The organism is Streptomyces sp. NPDC005423 (assembly GCF_040606415.1).
In the GTDB taxonomy this organism is placed as follows: domain Bacteria; phylum Actinomycetota; class Actinomycetes; order Streptomycetales; family Streptomycetaceae; genus Streptomyces.
This window is the reverse complement of the sequence record NZ_JBEXET010000018.1, coordinates 88,209-105,041: the sequence shown is the minus strand read 5'-3', so window position 1 is coordinate 105,041 and position 16,833 is coordinate 88,209. Positions and strand designations below refer to the sequence as shown.

Genomic DNA, 16,833 nt, shown 5'->3' with positions numbered 1-16,833 from the left:
CCGCACCCTCAGCCGCGCCGGACTACTCCGAACGGGTGTCCCGCGGGCGGGCTCAGATCCGGTCGACGAGGTCCGCGATCGAGTCGACGATCCGCGACGGGCGGTACGGGTACTCCTCGACCTGTTCGGGCCGGGTCAGCCCGGTGAGCACCAGGTACGTCCGCATTCCGGCCTCGATGCCGGCCAGTACGTCGGTGTCCATCCGGTCGCCGATCATCGCGCTGGTCTCGGAGTGCGCGCCGATCGCGTTGAGTCCGGTGCGCATCATCAGCGGGTTGGGCTTGCCGGCGAAGTAGGGCTGCTTGCCGGTCGCCTTGGTGATCAGCGCGGCCACGGCGCCGGTCGCGGGCAGCGGGCCCTCGGCGGAGGGGCCGGTCTCGTCGGGGTTGGTGCAGATGAAGCGGGCGCCGCCGTTGATCAGCCGGACCGCCTTGGTCATCGCCTCGAAGGAGTAGGTGCGGGTTTCGCCGAGCACCACGTAGTCGGGCTCGTGGTCGGTGAGGACGTACCCGATGTCGTGCAGCGCGGTGGTCATGCCGGCCTCACCGATGACGTACGCCGTGCCGCCCGGCCGCTGGTCGTCCAGGAACTTCGCGGTGGCCAGGGCCGAGGTCCAGATGTTCTCGACCGGCACCTCCAGGCCCAGGCGGCGCAGCCGGGCGTGCAGGTCGCGCGGGGTGTAGATGGAGTTGTTGGTCAGCACCAGGAAGGGCCGGCCGGAGTCGCGCAGCTTCCGCAGGAAGGCGTCGGCGCCGGGGATCGGCACGCCCTCGTGGATGAGCACGCCGTCCATGTCGGTGAGCCACGATTCGATGGGCTTGCGGTCTGCCATGGTGCCGTCTCCTGCCGTGCGCGGTGCTGCGTGCGCCCAGCCTACTGATCAGCCGTTCGGCACGACCCGGCGCTCCCGGAGGAGCCCCGTACGCCTCCCGGCGGGTGTGGCGGCGGAGACGGCGAGCGGTCCGTCCCGCCGATCCGCGGGTGCCGTCCGCCACCCCGACACGCCTGTCCGGGCGGGCGAGTCGGTCAGCCGTCCGCGACTCCAACACACCTTTCCGGTACGCGAGTTGAGTCAGCGGCGCCTCCGGGCCACGAGCAGAGCACCGGCGATGACGAGGAGGACGGACACGACGGCGAGGACGCCGTGCCGGGTGCCGAGCCCGGTGCTGGCGAGTTCGTCGGCGAAGGGAAGGCTGTCGACGGGGGCGCTCGCGGAAACGCCCGGGGTGGGCTGCGGGGTGGGACGGGGGGTGGCCTGAGGGGTGGCCTGGGGGGCGGGGGACGCGGGGTCGACGGTGAACCGGTAGTCGTTGGACTGGCCGATCCAGTCGCCGTCGTCGGCGTGCCGCTGGACGACGGCCGCCTTGAGCGTGACCCCGTTCGCCACGGCGTCCGGGGCGAAGGCGAGACGCACCTTCACGGTGAGGGTCCTGCCCGGGTCCACGGCGAACCCGGGGAAGCCGTCGTCGAAGGCGCCGACGAGCTCGGCCCGGCCGGTCGTCTCGAACCGGACCGGGTGCGCGCGTCCGCCGTCGTAGAACGCGACCCGGGGCTGGGCGGCCGTCAGCGCGTGTTTGTCGTCGACGAGGACGACGACCGGGTGGACGGCGGCGCAGCGGCGGTCGGTCGTGTTGGTGAGGTCGAGGTACCAGGTGCCGTAGCCGCCGCCGGCCGGGTAGGCGCCGGGGCCGTCGTGGATGCGGGTGGTGAGGGGGAAGGCGTGGTCGGCGGGAGCCGCGCAGGCCGGAACGGCCCCGGGGGCGCCGACCGCGTACGCCGGTGCGGTCGCCCCGAGCGCCCCGAGGAACGCTGACGGGAGGGCGGCTGCGGCGAGGCAGGCGGAGAGCGGGGAGCGCGGTCGTCGCGGAAGCGGTCGCATAGGCAGTCGCATAACCACATGACCATCCCGGGCTGGGACGCCGAAGGAGCGCACCGCGCCGACCACGTACCCCGAACGGTCGCCAAAGTCACCCCGTACGGGTGCGGGCGAGGGCAGGTCGGGGAACGGACGCGAGCCGAGGAACGGAGGTTGACGCCCCCCGATACGAGTGCGAGTCGAGGAACAGACGCGGACGTCACCCCGGACCAGTGCGAGCCGGCGAGCCGTCGGTCCACAGCCAGTCGGTTCCGGCCGGCCGGAACCGGACATCAACCCCGCCCGTCCCCGTCCCCGCTCCCGCCCCGCGTCACCCGTCCCCCCGCCCGAACAGCGCCCCCAGCACCAACTGTGCCGCACCCTCCGCGATCCCGCGTGCGCCGCCGGAGGCGACCCGTACCGGCACCGCCCCGTCCCGCGCTCCCTCGCGCCGGGCGTGCTCGGCCAGCATGGCGGCCACGCCGTGCACGAAGGGGTGCGGCGCGGCGGTGACCGTACGGCCGCCCAGCAGGACGAGGTCGATGTCGAGCAGTCCGACCAGGTTCGCGGCGCCCGCACCGAGCACCCGCGCCGCCTCGGCCAGGTCGCCGCGCGCCACGGCGGCCAGGCACAGCGCCTCGACGCAGCCCCGGTTCCCGCAGCCGCAGGGCGGCCCGTCGAGCTGGATCACCTGGTGCCCGAACTCACCGGCCCCGGTCCGCGCCCCCCGGTGCACGCTCCCGCCGATCACCAGCCCGGCGCCGAGCCCCGTCCCCAGGTGCAGATAGGCGAAGGACCCGCCCTCCCCGCCCACGGCGAGCCCGAGCGCCGCCGCGTTGGTGTCCTTGTCGACGACGACCGGCCTGCCGAGCCGCGCCGCCAGCGCGTCCCGCAGCGGGAACCCGTCCCACTCGGGGAAACCGGTGACGCGGTGCAGGACGCCGTGGGTGTGGTCGAGGGGGCCGGGGAGGGCGACGCCCACGCCGAGCGGGTTCCCGGCCGCCCCGGCCGCGAGGCCTGCCGCCTGCGCGGCGACCGCGGCGAGCACCGCCTCGGCCCCCGCCCCCAGGTCCAGCGGCGCGCACCGCTCCCCCGTCACCGCGCCCGTGAGGTCGACGAGGACGGCGCGCAGTTCGTCCCGGTCCAGATGGACGCCGACGGCGTGGCCGGCCTCCGGTACGAGCCGCAGGACCGTACGCGGTTTGCCGCCCGTGGAGGCGCGGCGGCCCGCCTCCGCGGCGAGGCCGGACGCGCGCAGCCGGGCGGTGATCTTGCTGACGGCCTGCGGGGTGAGGCCGGTCCGCTCGGCGAGTTCGAGTCGGCTGATCCCTTCCGCGCCGGCCGTCCGCAGCAGGTCGAGGACGAGCGCGGTGTTGTGGCTGCGGAGGGCGGGCAGGTTGGCGCCCGCCGCCTCTCCGGTCCCGCCTCTCGTGGTGTTCACACCGCCATTCTCCCTGCCGCTTGCACTTTGGCAACAGCGTTGCGAAAGTGGAGGGCATGACTGGACCCACGACTCGCCCACCCCTCCGCGTCGGCCTCGTCGGCTACGGCCTCGCGGGCTCCGTCTTCCATGCCCCGCTGATCGCGGCGACCGAGGGCCTCACGCTCGACACGGTCGTCACCTCCGACCCCGGGCGCCGGGAACAGGCCCGCGCCGAGTTCCCGGACATCCGCTTCGCCGCGACCGCCGACGAACTGCTCGACCGGGCGGACAGCCTCGACCTGATCGTCGTCGCGTCCCCGAACAAGACCCATGTCCCCCTCGCCACGGCCGCGTTGGGGGCGGGCCTCCCGGTGGTGGTCGACAAGCCGGTCGCGGGCACGGCGGCCGAGGCCCGCGCGCTGGCGGCCCTCGCCGAGGAACGCGGCCTGCTGCTCTCCGTCTTCCAGAACCGCCGCTGGGACAACGACTTCCTGACCCTCCGCAAGCTGCTCGCCGAGGGCGCGCTCGGTGACGTGTGGCGCTTCGAGTCGCGCTTCGAGCGCTGGCGCCCGCGGCCCAAGGGCGGCTGGCGCGAGTCCGGCGACCCGGCAGAGATCGGAGGTCTGCTCTACGACCTCGGCAGCCACGTCGTCGACCAGGCACTGGCCCTCTTCGGCCCGGCCGCCTCCGTCTACGCCGAGTCCGACATCCGGCGCCCGGGCGCGGAGACGGACGACGACACGTTCATCGCGCTGACGCACGCGGGCGGCGTCCGCTCGCACCTGTACGTCTCGGCGACCACCGCCCAACTCGGCCCCCGTTTCCGGGTGCTGGGCTCGCGCGCCGGTTATGTGAAGTACGGCCTCGACCCGCAGGAGGCGGCCCTGCGCGACGGCGAACGGCCGGGTCCGGGCTGGGGCCGGGAGCCCGAGTCCGTGTACGGCCGGGTGGGCGCCGGCGAGTCCCCCCTGACCGGCGCCGGCCGCCCCGAGCCGACCCTCGCCGGCGACTACCCCGCCTACTACGCGGCCGTCGCCGCCGCCCTCCTGGACGGCGCCCCCAACCCGGTGACCGCCCTGGAGGCGGCCGCCGCCCTCGACGTACTGGAGGCCGCGCGCCGCTCGGCCCGCGACGGAGTGACGGTGACCCTGTGACCCAGCACAAGCCCTCGATCACCCAGCGGATCGCCCCGGAGATCACCCCGACCGTCGAGGAACTCGAAGCGCAGGAACGCCACTTGGTGTTCCGGCGGTTCACCCACGACGACGCGTGGGCGCTCGGTTCGCTCCTCGTCGAGCTGGCCCGGGAGCGGCAGGCGCCGGTCGCCGTCGACATCCGGCGCGGCGGCCAGCAGCTCTTCCACGCGACGCTGCCCGGTTCGGCGCCGGACAACGACGCGTGGATCGACCGCAAGCGCCGGGTGGTGGAGCGCTACCACGCCTCCTCCTATCTGGTCGGCGCCCGCTTCCGCGCCAAGGGCACGACCTTCGAGGACTCCTCCCGGCTCGACCCCGACACCTACGCGGCCCACGGCGGCTCGTTCCCCCTCACCGTCGAGGACGTGGGCGTGATCGGCGCGGTCACGGTGTCGGGTCTGCCCCAGTTGCAGGACCACCGTTTCGTGGTGGAGGCTCTGGATCAGTTCCTGGGCGACCGGACGGCCGGGGATTAACCCGGCGCCGCCCCCGGTTGGCACTCTCCACAGGTACGACACCGGAGGGAACCGAAACCGATGAGCAGCTCCCTGAAGGAAACGGTAGGCCGCTACGGCATCTGGAGCGTGGGCCTGCGCTCCGAGGATCCCGGCCGACGCCACGAACTGGCCGACGCCGCGGCCGAGTTGGAACAGCTCGGTTACGGCGCCGTCTGGCTCGGCGGCAGCAGCGCCCCCCGGCACGCGGCCCCGCTCATCGAGGCGACCTCCACGCTCACCGTCGGCACCAGCATCCAGAGCATCTGGCAGTACGACGCCGCCGAGACCGCGGCCGGCTACGCCGGGCTGGAGGCGGCCCACCCCGGCCGCTTCCTGCTCGGCCTCGGGGTGAGCCACGCCAAGCTCGCGGACCAGTACCGCCGCCCGTACTCGGCGCTGGCCGGCTATCTCGACGCCCTGGACTCCGCCGGGGTACCGGCCGGCCGCCGCCTGCTGGCCGCCCTCGGCCCCCGGACCCTGGAGCTGGCCCGGGACCGCGCGGCCGGCTCCATCCCGTACCTGGTCACCCCCGAGCACACCGCCCGTGCCCGCGAGATCCTCGGCGAAGGCCCGCTGCTGGCACCGGAGTTGAAGGTGGTCCTGGAGACCGACCCGGCCCGCGCCCGCACGCTGGCCCGCGAGACCCTCGCCATGTACCTCGCCCTGCCGAACTACACCAACAACTTCCTCCGCCACGGCTTCACCGAGGCCGACCTCACGGACGGCGGCAGCGACCGCCTGGTCGACGCGGTGTTCGCGTGGGGCGACGAGGGGACGATCCGCGACCGCGTCGACGCGTTCCGCCGGGCGGGCGCGGACCATGTGGCCCTCCAGGTGGTGGACGGCGCGCCCCGGGACACCCTCCCGCGGGAAGCCTGGCGGCGGCTGGCCGCCCTGCTCAGCTGACCGGGCCGCCGCCGAACCCCCGTCCCCTCAGGCGTCCTTGAACTCCTGCCGCTGCCGCCCGAGTCCGCCGATCTCCAACTCCACGACATCCCCGGCGCGGAGATACGGCTTGGGCTCGGGCCGCCCGAGGGCGACGCCCGCCGGTGTCCCGGTGTTGATCACGTCTCCGGGGTACAGCGTCATGAACTGGCTGACGTAGCGCACCACTTCGGCCACCGGGAAGATCTGCTCGGCCGTGGTGCCGTCCTGCTTCAGCTCCCCGTTGACCCAGAGCCGCAGGGAGAGGTCCTGCGGATCGGCGACCTCGTCCGCGGTCACCAGCCACGGCCCGAGCGGATTGAACGTCTCGCAGTTCTTGCCCTTGTCCCAGGTGCCGCCCCGCTCGATCTGGAACTCCCGCTCCGAGACGTCGTGCGCGACCGCGTACCCGGCGACGTGCGCGAGCGCCTCCTCGTGCGAGCCCAGATAGCGGGCCGTACGCCCGATGACGACGGCGAGCTCCACCTCCCAGTCGGTCTTCACCGACCCGCGCGGGACGAGCACGGTGTCGTGCGGCCCTACCACCGTGTCGGCGGCCTTGAAGAAGACCACCGGCTCGGCGGGCGGCTCCGCGCCGGTCTCGCGGGCGTGGTCGTGGTAGTTCAGCCCGATGCACACCACCTTGCCGATCCGCGCGACCGGCGGCCCGATCCGCACCCCCGCCGCGTCCAGCACGGGCAGCGACCCCGCCTCGGCGGCGTCCCGGACCCGGCCGAGCGCGGCGCCGTCGGCGAGCAACGCCCCGTCGATGTCCGCGACGACGCCCGACAGATCCCGCAGCTTCCCCTCGGCATCGAGCAGCGCGGGCCGCTCGGCCCCCGCCGTACCGACTCGCAGCAGCTTCATTGCACCATCTCCCTCGATCGCGGGCGCCCGCCCGATGGGTGCAGCCATCGGAGGACTGGTCGATCCTCCAAGCTGAAGGTCCACTCCGCAATACCCGGTTCACGGAGTGGACCGGGGGCCTCGCCGCTCAGGGGTACAGCAACGCCCGTTCCACCGCGCTCCACGCCTGGCTGGTCACCACGTAGAGGGCGGCGGCGAGCGGCACCAGGGCCACGGTGAAGAGCGTGAAGAAGGACAGGAACGGCATCAGCCTGGTGACCGCGCCCAGCCCGGGCGCCGGCCCGTCCTCTTCCGTCGGCCCCGCGAGGGGACCGTTCATCCCCGTCATCGGCTTCGCTCGGCGGAAGTTGAAGGCGGCGACAACAGCGACGACGGCGAACATCCCGAGGTAGACGAGGCCGGCCGGCCCGAACACCCCGCCCTCGCCCAGCGCGTCGGCCCACCGGCCGCCGAGCGGGGCGGCGAAGAGCTGGTGCGAGAGGAGGTCGTTGGCGCCCCCGTCGATTTTCGTGTTCGAGAACAGGTGGTAAAGGAGGAAGAAGGCCGGCAGCTGGATCAGACTCGGCAGACAGCCGGAGACCGGCGACACCTTCTCCTCGGCGTGCAGTTCGAGCACCGCCTTCTGTAGCTTCTCCGGTTCCTTCCCATGCCGCCGCCGCAGCTCGGTGATGCGCGGCTGGAGCCGTTGGCGGGCTCGCTGGCCGCGCGCGGCGGCCCGGGAGAGGGGGTGGACGAGGAGTCGTACCAGCGCGGTGAACAGGACGATCGCGGCGGCCGTCGCGGCGGCGCCGAACAACGGGTGAAGCTGGTCGGCGAGTTGGCCGACCAGGCGGGCGAAGACGGACATGGTGGAGCCCTCCGAGGGTCTCGTCGTGCCGGAGTGGGAGACAGCGGCGTGACGACCCACGCGTGGGCGGTGACGGTGGTGCAAGCCCTACGCGGTGGCCGTCCGGAGGGCCTGTCCGGGCGCCCTGGGCCGTGGCCGTCCGGAGGCGTCGGGGTCGCGCTGGGGCAGGAACGCCGTACGGCGGGCCCGTTCGCGCATGGCTGTACGGACGTGGGTGGGCGGTAGGGCGGGCGCGCGGCGCGCGGTGAGCAGGGCGCACAGGACGAGCGCAGAGCCTGCCGCGGCGGTCGCGGCGAACGCGACGGTGGCGGGGAGGCCGGCGGCGGCGGTGAGGCCCCCGCTGTCCAGCAGCGCGAGTTGGAGGAGCAGGAGCAGCAGAACGGTGGCGCGACCGCGGTTCATGAGCTGCCCCCTCCCCTACGTCCCGGTCCCTGCCATCGGTTATACAGGACCGGCCGCGATCCGGCCCGGGGGTTGTCCGACCGCGGCCGCGGGCGCGCAGGCGCTAACGCGGTCGCGTCGACGTCAGTTCCCCCCACACCGCCATGCGGTATCTGGACGTGAACTCCGGTGTGCAGGTGGTGAGGGTGAGGTAGTGGCCGGGTCGGGTGTAGCCGTAGGACGGTCTGGCGTCGGAGCGGGGGACGGGGCGGATGACGCCCGAGTCGGTGGCGGAGGTCCGCGGGAGGATCTGGTCGACCGTGTAGGTGTAGACGGCCGTGCTCGTCTCGACCTGGACGCTGTCCTTGAGGCGGAGGCTCGGCAGGTGGCGGAACGGCTCGCCGTGCGTGTTGCGGTGCCCGGCGAGGGCGAAGTTGCCCTCCTCGCCCGCCTGTTGGGTGCCGGAGTAGTGGCCGACGTAGCCCTTGTTGAGGACGTTCCGCTTGCTGACGCCCTCGGCGATCGGGACGCGGAGGTGCAGGCGCGGGATGCTGAGGACGGCGTAGGCCTGTGAAGTGCGGGCGCCGGGTGGCCCGTTGAGGGTGGTCGTACGGGAGCCGCCGCCGCTGCCGCCGGGGCCCGTTCCCCCGGCGCCGTCGACCCGGGACCCGGAGCGCGGGACGGCCGGAGGCCCGGCGGTGGCCGAGGGGGTGCCCCACTCCCGTTCCAGGGCCTGGACCTGGTGTTCGGCGCCGCGCCGGGCCTCGCGGTTGGTCCACCACAGCTGGTGCACGACCAGGAGCAACAGCACGACTCCGGCGGTGACGAGCAGCTCGCCGCCGGTCCAGAGCGCACGCCGGCCGAGGCTCCGGCCGCGCTGCCGTACGACACGTACCCGAACGCGCATCCGCAAGCCTCCTCCACCCCGGAGCCCGCACCCACCGACGGCCGCCCACGAAGGCCGCCCGCCGAGCCGCCCGCACGATAGGCGGCCAGTCCGCAATGCGCCAGACATGCCCCCGGCCGACCCCGTTCGGGTCTTCGTACACCGGTTTTAGAAAGGGGTGACACAACCCTCGACAACCCCGTACGGCACCCTCGATGCTTCCTGGTGGCACGAGCCGGGGGGATGGCCCGACGCCGGCGGACGACCGGCGGCTGAGCGAAACGGAGACGAGATGATCCGACGCAGAACCCTGCTGGCGGCAGCCGGCGGAGGTCTCCTCGGGACCGCCCTGGCGGCCGGCACCGCCCGCGCCGACGCGACGGTCGCCGTCAACCCGGCCACCAAGTACGGCACTTGGGAGGGCTGGGGTACCTCCCTCGCCTGGTGGGCCAACGTCTTCGGCGCCCGCGACGACTTCGCCGACCTCTTCTTCACCACCAAGTCGGTGACGTACAACGGGAAATCGCTCCCCGGCCTCGGCCTCAACATCGCCCGCTACAACCTCGGCGCGAGCAGCTGGAACTCCGTGGGCGGCGAGACGATGACGGCCTCCGCCAACATCCCCGCGTTCAAGCAGATCGAGGGCTACTGGCAGGACTGGAACAACGAGGACCCCACCTCCTCCGCCTGGGACTGGACGGCCGACGCCACCCAGCGCGCGATGCTGGTGAAGGCGGTGAACCGGGGCGCGACGACCGAACTCTTCGCCAACTCCCCCATGTGGTGGATGTGTTCCAACCACAACCCGTCGGGCGCCTCGGGCGGCGGCAACAACCTCCAGACCTGGAACTACCGCCAGCACGCCTCCCACCTGGCGGCGGTCGCCCTCTACGCGAAGAACAACTGGGGCGTGAACTTCGCGACGGTCGAGGCGTTCAACGAGCCCAGCTCCGCCTGGTGGACGGCGACCGGCACCCAGGAGGGCTGCCACATGGACTCCACGGTCCAGGCCGCCGTACTCCCCTACCTGCGCAGCGAGTTGGACACCCGGGGCCTCACCGGCACGAAGATATCCGCCTCGGACGAGACGAGTTACGACCTCGCGCGCACCACCTGGGCCGCCTTCAGCTCCACGACGAAGGGGTACGTCAACCGGGTCAACGTCCACGGCTACCAGGGCTCCGGCGGCCGAAGGGACCTGCTCTACACGGACGTTGTCACGACGTCGGGCAAGGCCCTGTGGAACTCAGAGACGGGCGACAGCGACGGCACGGGCCTCACCCTGGCGAGCAACCTGCTCTACGACTTCAACTGGCTGCACCCCACCGCCTGGGTCTACTGGCAGGTGATGGACCCGAGTTCGGGCTGGGCGATGATCGCCTACGACCAGAGCACCCTCACGGCCGGCGCGGTCCAGACGAAGTACTACGTCATGGCCCAGTTCAGCCGCCACATCCGCCCCGGCATGACGATCCTCAACACGGGCGTGAGCAACGCGGTCGCGGCCTACGACGCCTCCGCCAAGCGCCTGGTGATCGTCGCCGCGAACACCGGCACGTCCGCGTCGACCCTCACCTTCGACCTGTCGAAGTTCACGACGGTGACAGGCGGGACGAACGGGCTCGTCCCGCGCTGGAACACCGTGACCGGCGGCGGAGGCGACCTCTACACCGCCCACTCCGACACGTACCTGAGCGGCAGGACCGTGGCCGTCCCGTTCGCGGCGGGGGCGGTGCAGACGCTCCAGGTGGACGGGGTGGTGATCTGACCGCGTGACGGAGGCGCGACGTACGACGGAGGTGCCGGGCGAGCCGTCGGGCCGCCCGGCACGGCGCCGACCCTCCCGGGTGCCGGCGCACGCGGCCCGCACCTGACCCTCCCCCTGCCGCCGCCCCTTCCCGCCCCTTGTCTCCATGCCACTCGGCATCGGCAGTACGGTGTCGTTCATGCGCCCCGACACGCCCGCCGAGAACGTCGACCACGCCGCCGAAGCGGCCCGCCTGGAACGGACCGCCGGCCTGTACCCGGAGGACGCCGAAGCCATGCTCCTCCAGGCCGCGGCCCACCTGGAACTGTCCGGCGACCGCCCCGCGGCGACCACGCTCTACGACCGCCTGCTCGCCGCCCCCGACTCCCTGGAAACCCCCCACCTGGTACGAGCCCTCAAGGCGTCGAACCTCTGGGAGTACGGCCACGAGGCCGAGGCCCGCGCCATCATCGACGGCATCCGGGCGGCGTCCCCGAGAGACCCGGCCCCCTACGTGATCGTCGCGGAGTCCCTGGAGACCCACGACGAACTGGAGGCGGCGCAGGAGACGTTCACGGAGGGCGCCCGCCTGCTCCTCACGGACGTACCCGAACCCCCGTACTCCACCCACCCGTTGCTCTTCGGCCGCCACCGCGTACGCCGCATGCTGGGCCTGGCCCACGACGACTGGGACCAGCTGGCCGACACGCTGCACTCCCTGCCGGTGTCGCTCGACGAACTCCACGACCCCAAGCGCGTCTGGTCCCTCGGCTCGGAGAACCCCGCCGAACTGGAAGCGGAGATCTCCCGCCTACGAGCCGAACTGGGCGCCTACCGCGAGGCCCTCTCCCGCCCCTTCCCGGTCGCGGTCCTGCACTGGCCCGAGGGCGAACTGACCGAACTCCTCGCCGGCTACCCGACCCTGGCCTCCGAGTACCCCTCACACGAGGACCACCTCGCGACGATAGAGGCATCGCTGCGCGAGCTGGCGGCCTCAGGCACCCCCAACCTCGGCATCGTCACCGGCACGGTCCCGTCCTACGAGGCCTTCGCCGCCTCGGAAGGCACCACCCCGTCCGACACGGACCTCCTCCCCCAATACGCCACAACCCTCGCAGCCCGAGCCCGAGCAACCCCGTGGCCCCCACAACGGGGAGCAGCCTGCTGGTGCGGGTCGGGACGGGGGTATGGGGGGTGTCACGGGGTCTGAACGGGGAGGCCGCGCCTCCACCGGCTGGGTTGCAACTAGCGCGCGGAGCAAGCAGTGCCCAGCCAGTCGCCACCGCTAGGTTTAGGTCGATCCGCTCGATCGTATACGCGCGTTACGAGGGTTAAGGGGAGCACCGTTGACGGATCCGGGGGGCCGGTTGGAGCCAATTGCGGGGCTTTACGAGAAGTTGATCACCCGCAGCGTACGCGCTGAGCTGGAGCAGTTCGAAGCTGCGGGTTGGAAGGCCATCGATGCTGAGGTCAGCACCGAATCCGCTCCTCACGTGCTGAGTCGGTACGTTGGTGAAGCCGTCAGGGACCGGTTGAGTCAACTGCCGGTAAGCGACCAAGTAGCCGTTGCCAATCGCATCCTTGAGTCCTTGGGCTCGGATGGGTCCGCACCCGGCGAGGCAGAGGCCCTAGGCAACATCATTGAAGGTCCTCGCCAACTCCTCACACTTGTCAAGCAAGAGGCGCCGGGGGCCTACGCTTTGCGCCCGCTCACTCCCCTCTCCGAGACAGCACTCATCACAAACGCCTCCGAAGACCCCAGCCTCGGCACGGAGTTGCGGGCAGAGCTAGCTACCGCAGACCGCATCGACCTGCTCTGCGCCTTCGTGAAGTGGTACGGCCTCCGTGTACTCGAAAGCTCGCTCCGCGAAGCCGCCGCGCGCGGTGTACCTATTCGTGTCATCACGACGACGTACATGGGCGCCACGGATCGACATGCTCTCGATCGTCTTGTCCGGGACTTCGGCGCCGAGGTGCGGGTCAACTATGAGACGCGTTCAACTCGCTTGCACGCCAAGGCGTGGTTGTTCCGCCGCCGGAGCGGCTTCGACACTGCGTACGTGGGCAGTTCCAATCTCTCCAAGGCCGCACTCCTCGACGGGCTGGAGTGGAACGTACGCCTGTCTTCAGTCGCAACGCCCGCCGTACTGACCAAGTTTGCAGCCAGCTTCAATTCTTATTGGAACGACATGGCATTTGAGCCGTACGACCCGTCACGCGATGCCCGAAAGCTGGACGAAGCCCTGGGGGTGGCAGGCGGCTCGATCTCTGGCCGCGACACCAAGATCAGCCTCTCAGGACTTGAGGTCCGACCGTATCCGTATCAAGCGGACATGCTTGAGCGGTTGCACGTGGAGCGCGAAGTCCGCGACCACCATCAGAACCTGCTAGTTGCCGCGACTGGGACAGGCAAAACCGTGATGGCCGCGCTGGACTACCGCAACTTGCATAGGAAGTGGGGCGGAAAGCAGTACCCCACGCTGCTCTTCGTGGCACATCGCAAGGAGATCTTGAAGCAGTCACTGCGGACATACCGCGAGGTACTGGACGACGCATCTTTCGGCGAAACGCTCTTCAGCGGGGAGCTACCGCGCGATTGGAAGCATGTCTTCGCCAGCGTCCAATCGCTTACCGATCAGCGACTCGACCAGTTCGACCCGGAACACTTTGACATTATCGTTGTCGATGAGTTCCACCACGCCACTGCTACGACGTATCGCCGGGTTTTGAACCACTTCAAACCGAAGCAACTCCTTGGTCTCACCGCCACTCCCGAGCGCGCCGATGGACTCAACGTACAGGACGAATTCTTCGGTGGGCGGATCGCCGCGGAGATGCGACTGTGGGAGGCCCTCGACAACGACCTTCTCTGCCCCTTCCACTACTTCGGCGTCCCAGACGGCACCGATCTCACCCGTCTCAACTGGCGTTCTGGTACGTACGACCAGAGTCAGCTCGGCGAGCTGTTCTCCGCTGACCATGCGCGGGCTCGCATCGTCATCAAGCAGGTGCGGGACAAGGTGTCCGACCCGAGTAGGATGCGCGCGCTCGGGTTCTGCGTCAGCAGGAAGCACGCTCATTTTATGGCGAAGTGCTTTCAAGAAGCGGGTCTGAAAGCTGCGGCCTTGGACAGCGAGTCGAGGCCCGAAACGCGTGACCGGATACTTTCTGAACTCAAGGCAGGAGATCTCCAAGCCGTCTTCTCCGTGGACCTGTTCAACGAGGGCTTGGACATTCCTGACGTCGACACGCTGCTGCTCCTTCGTCCGACGAACAGCGCCACTGTGTTCCTTCAGCAACTCGGTCGAGGCCTGCGCCGCACGCCGGACAAGCCCGTGCTGACTGTGCTCGACTTTATTGGACAACATCGCGCCGAGTTCCGGTTCGAAGAACAGTTCCGTGCCATGACGAACCTGTCACGCAATCGGCTTCTTGACCACGCCGAGCACGACTTCCCTCTGCTGCCGTCCGGTTGTCAAATCATCCTTGAAGGAAAATCCAAGGATCTCGTACTGGACAACATCCGGACCCAACTCAAGGCGAACGTACAGAGCCTCGCCAAGGAAGTCAGGGCCTTCAAGACTCCGCTCCTCGCTGACTACCTTCGCGAAAGTCGCCGCGAGATCAAGGAGTTGTACAAGTCGAGTAACTCATGGACGACGGTCCTACGCCGGTCCGGACTGGCTGACCTTCCTGAACAGGCCGGCGAAGAGGACCTGTTGAAGCGCGTGCACGCGTTCCTTCACGTCGATGACCTCGAACGGGCTGAGACGTACACGCGCCTACTGAGTGATGACGCCCCGACCTACGAGGCTCTCGCGCCGAGGGACAAGACGTACGCACGCATGCTTTTCTTCAACCTGTGGGACAAGGCCGGTGGTTTCAACTCCTATGCCGAAGGACTGGACTCACTCCGAGAGCAGCGCGCCCTTCGCAGTGAACTACGGCAAGTACTCGACCACGTGATGGGCTATGCCGACCACTTCCCCATCGCGCTTGAGGGTCCGCATGCGCAGCTCCCCCTGAAGGTCCACAGCGCGTACAACCGCTCAGAAATCTTGGCCGCCCTTGGCGTGGCCCGCCTTGGTGGACAGATGCCTGGTTCCTTCGCTCAAGGCGTCCTGTGGGATGAGCCGCATAAGACAGATGCTCTGCTCATCACCCTCGAAAAGAACGAGAAGGACTTCTCACCAAGCGTCCGATATAAGGACTACGCAGTGAGTCCTTCTCTCTTCCACTGGGAGTCGCAGAGCACTACGGCGGAGACCTCTCCCACAGGTCTGCGCTACCAGCACCACCAGCAACTCGGCAGCCACGTACTGCTGTTCATGCGGCGTTACAAGGACACAGACATCGGCAAGGCTCAACCTTGGATGCTGCTCGGCCCAGCAACCTATGCGCAGCACGAAGGGAGCAAGCCGATGGCAATTACCTGGCAGCTACACCATGAGTTGCCCGCCGACGTGTGGTCGTACTCGGCCATCACCCCTGGCTAGCTAAGCGGCTGGCGGGGATCCCGAATGATCTCTCCAGCCCTCTGTAAAAATCCGGCGTAGGCCGCAGCCATCTCGCCTCTAGCCCGCTCAGCGCTGGACCAGTCTGCGTTCGGATGTGTGGAGCTTGCGGGGGACGCTCGCAGCAGGGCACCTACCGCATCCGTTGCCTTTTGAGTTAAGGCATAGGCCAACCCGCTCGCTTCACGCGGTCCCCAGAGTGCCAATTCACTCGTTTTATTCTGGAGCGACAATGTGCGCTCCCTTAGCTCGCGACCTGTCGCCTCATCCAGCCTGCCTCCATTGCGCACCTCAGGCATGACGCGTACGAGCACCTCATCGAATGCGGCATAAGCCACAAGGAGGGCCGCAAAGGACTGATGGCGCTGGCTTCGCACCCACTGCCAATGTTCCGCCGCGGCCTCGCCGTGCACTTGTGCCAGCGCTGCCTCAACTGCTTTACGACCGCCGACCTCAGCTCCACGCTTGGCGTATATGCCGGCGATCACCGCTCCGATGATGGCCGATACGAAAGCGATGAGGCTCGCGATGATCGTCCCCGTCGTCTCACTCATGGCACCATCTTCACCTGCGCCAGAAGCGACCACAACGTCCCGCTAGGCGACCTATGCCTCCTGCTCCTCCCCAGGCAACGTGCACACACTAACCTCGGTACATGACAACGAGCACGTCCGGGTTCCAACCCGGCGACATCCTGACACGTGACGAAATCCACCCCGTGCTCGGCGGAAGCAGGTACGCCGGGATCTGCCCAGCGGTGGAGAAGCAGAACGTTCTCATTTTCTCGGACAGCGAGATCGGCAATCGCTACGGGTATAGCGACGGATGGCTCGCCGAAGAGGACGACCTCGGGCCCATATTCACCTACACCGGAGTCGGAAAACAGGGCGACCAGGTCTTCAAGGGTGGAAACGCATCGATCCTGGAGCATTTAGACAAAGGGCGCACCCTGCACTTATTTATCGCTGTGGGCAAAGTACCCGGAACCGACACAAGGACCCACAGGTACATCGGGAAGTTCAAGATTGACGAGCGGACGCCATTCGAGATGCGGCAGGCCAAAGACGAGCTGGGCCTCGACCGCAACGTCATCGTCTTCCGCCTGCGCCCCATCGGCCTTCACATCCGAGAGGCGTCCGACACGCTCCTGCCTGCACCCGCACCGCAGTCTCGATTCAATCGGACCGCAGGGCGAATAACCCGAGCAGTCCGACGCCAGAGACGCCAGCGCTTGCCGCGAACCGCTGTCAACCAGGTGGCAGAAACCCGAGATGACCTGGCGGACAGCTTTGAGGAAGTCGAGTCCGCAGCCGGAGAGACCATCGGTCAAATGGAGTTATCGATGCGCGACTCGACAACCCGGCTCATATTCGAGCTCTTCAACGAAACGAACAACACCGTGTACGAGCCGGTAGGCAGCGCGGCCAGCGAGTCGATTACCCAGGCCCTTGCTCAACTACTGCTTGCGCGTAACCACTTGAGGGGCCTCAACCAAGCGCAGCCCTTCCACCTCATGGTGCTCGCGCCAGCCCTCCCTCGCGAGGATCTCCGCGACCTGCTCGCCGAACATGGGATCGGCCTGGTGTACCGCAACGACAGCGGCGGCTTCTCGCAGTTCGAGAGAGACACTTCGACCTTTGCCGACGCTCAGCGCTCCGCCCGCTGTTTCGACTGTCCTGTGCCTGCCTGAACGGGC

15 protein-coding genes are annotated in these 16,833 nt (G+C 69.4%); 7 read left to right on the top strand and 8 right to left on the bottom strand.

The window, feature by feature from the left end:
- Nucleotides 1–52: 52 nt before the first annotated feature.
- From ABZT12_RS20545 to ABZT12_RS20535, 3 genes are all read right to left on the bottom strand, one after another.
- Nucleotides 53–832, bottom strand: a complete 780-nt coding sequence (locus tag ABZT12_RS20545; RefSeq protein ID WP_356386193.1) for an HAD-IIA family hydrolase — start codon at nt 830–832, stop codon at nt 53–55.
- Nucleotides 833–1,072: 240 nt separating this feature from the next.
- Entirely contained in the window at nt 1,073–1,879 is an 807-nt protein-coding gene (locus ABZT12_RS20540; RefSeq protein WP_356386190.1) for an LPXTG cell wall anchor domain-containing protein, read from the bottom strand.
- A gap of 307 nt (nt 1,880–2,186) precedes the next feature.
- Nucleotides 2,187–3,296 (bottom strand): ROK family transcriptional regulator, encoded by a 1,110-nt coding sequence (locus ABZT12_RS20535; RefSeq protein WP_356386187.1) that lies wholly within the window; start codon nt 3,294–3,296, stop codon nt 2,187–2,189.
- 56 nt (nt 3,297–3,352) lie between these two features.
- Between ABZT12_RS20535 and ABZT12_RS20530 the strand changes: the two genes are divergently transcribed.
- The 3 genes from ABZT12_RS20530 to ABZT12_RS20520 are packed head-to-tail and all read left to right on the top strand — an operon-like array spanning nt 3,353 to nt 5,877.
- A complete protein-coding gene (locus ABZT12_RS20530) occupies nt 3,353–4,432 on the top strand; it encodes a Gfo/Idh/MocA family oxidoreductase (RefSeq protein ID WP_356386184.1) in 1,080 nt (359 codons plus the stop codon).
- The gene (locus ABZT12_RS20525; protein WP_356386181.1) at nt 4,429–4,950 is read left to right on the top strand and encodes a heme-degrading domain-containing protein; all 522 of its coding nucleotides are present in this window, start codon (nt 4,429–4,431) and stop codon (nt 4,948–4,950) included. The genes ABZT12_RS20530 and ABZT12_RS20525 overlap by 4 nt, the downstream gene beginning before the upstream one ends.
- A 60-nt stretch (nt 4,951–5,010) precedes the next feature.
- Nucleotides 5,011–5,877 carry an LLM class F420-dependent oxidoreductase gene (locus ABZT12_RS20520; RefSeq protein WP_356386178.1) on the top strand — a complete coding sequence of 289 codons (867 nt, stop codon included), beginning with the start codon at nt 5,011–5,013 and terminating at the stop codon, nt 5,875–5,877.
- A gap of 27 nt (nt 5,878–5,904) precedes the next feature.
- On the opposite strand, the gene ABZT12_RS20515 is transcribed toward ABZT12_RS20520, so the two are convergent.
- From ABZT12_RS20515 to ABZT12_RS20500, 4 genes are all read right to left on the bottom strand, one after another.
- Complete coding sequence (locus ABZT12_RS20515) at nt 5,905–6,762, bottom strand: fumarylacetoacetate hydrolase family protein (RefSeq protein ID WP_356386175.1); 858 nt, start codon at nt 6,760–6,762, stop codon at nt 5,905–5,907.
- A gap of 127 nt (nt 6,763–6,889) precedes the next feature.
- Entirely contained in the window at nt 6,890–7,609 is a 720-nt protein-coding gene (yidC, locus tag ABZT12_RS20510) for a membrane protein insertase YidC (protein ID WP_356386172.1), read from the bottom strand.
- Nucleotides 7,610–7,696: 87 nt separating this feature from the next.
- A complete protein-coding gene (locus ABZT12_RS20505) occupies nt 7,697–8,011 on the bottom strand; it encodes a DUF6412 domain-containing protein (RefSeq protein ID WP_356386169.1) in 315 nt (104 codons plus the stop codon).
- A gap of 103 nt (nt 8,012–8,114) precedes the next feature.
- The gene (locus ABZT12_RS20500; protein ID WP_356386166.1) at nt 8,115–8,897 is read right to left on the bottom strand and encodes a class E sortase; all 783 of its coding nucleotides are present in this window, start codon (nt 8,895–8,897) and stop codon (nt 8,115–8,117) included.
- Nucleotides 8,898–9,168: 271 nt separating this feature from the next.
- Between ABZT12_RS20500 and ABZT12_RS20495 the strand changes: the two genes are divergently transcribed.
- From ABZT12_RS20495 to ABZT12_RS20485, 3 genes are all read left to right on the top strand, one after another.
- Nucleotides 9,169–10,644: a beta-1,6-galactanase gene (locus ABZT12_RS20495; protein WP_356386163.1), complete on the top strand. Its 1,476-nt coding sequence runs from the start codon at nt 9,169–9,171 to the stop codon at nt 10,642–10,644.
- Between the two features lie 178 nt (nt 10,645–10,822).
- Complete coding sequence (locus ABZT12_RS20490; RefSeq protein WP_356386160.1) at nt 10,823–11,833, top strand: hypothetical protein; 1,011 nt, start codon at nt 10,823–10,825, stop codon at nt 11,831–11,833.
- Nucleotides 11,834–11,969: 136 nt separating this feature from the next.
- Nucleotides 11,970–15,119, top strand: coding sequence for a DUF3427 domain-containing protein (locus tag ABZT12_RS20485; RefSeq protein ID WP_356386157.1), 3,150 nt, complete (start codon nt 11,970–11,972; stop codon nt 15,117–15,119).
- On the opposite strand, the gene ABZT12_RS20480 is transcribed toward ABZT12_RS20485, so the two are convergent.
- Nucleotides 15,116–15,691 carry a hypothetical protein gene (locus tag ABZT12_RS20480; protein ID WP_356386154.1) on the bottom strand — a complete coding sequence of 192 codons (576 nt, stop codon included), beginning with the start codon at nt 15,689–15,691 and terminating at the stop codon, nt 15,116–15,118. The genes ABZT12_RS20485 and ABZT12_RS20480 overlap by 4 nt on opposite strands.
- Before the next feature lie 101 nt (nt 15,692–15,792).
- Here ABZT12_RS20480 and ABZT12_RS20475 point away from each other — a divergent pair, with 101 nt between their 5' ends.
- Nucleotides 15,793–16,827 carry a hypothetical protein gene (locus tag ABZT12_RS20475; protein ID WP_356386151.1) on the top strand — a complete coding sequence of 345 codons (1,035 nt, stop codon included), beginning with the start codon at nt 15,793–15,795 and terminating at the stop codon, nt 16,825–16,827.
- The last annotated feature ends 6 nt before the right edge of the window (nt 16,828–16,833 follow it).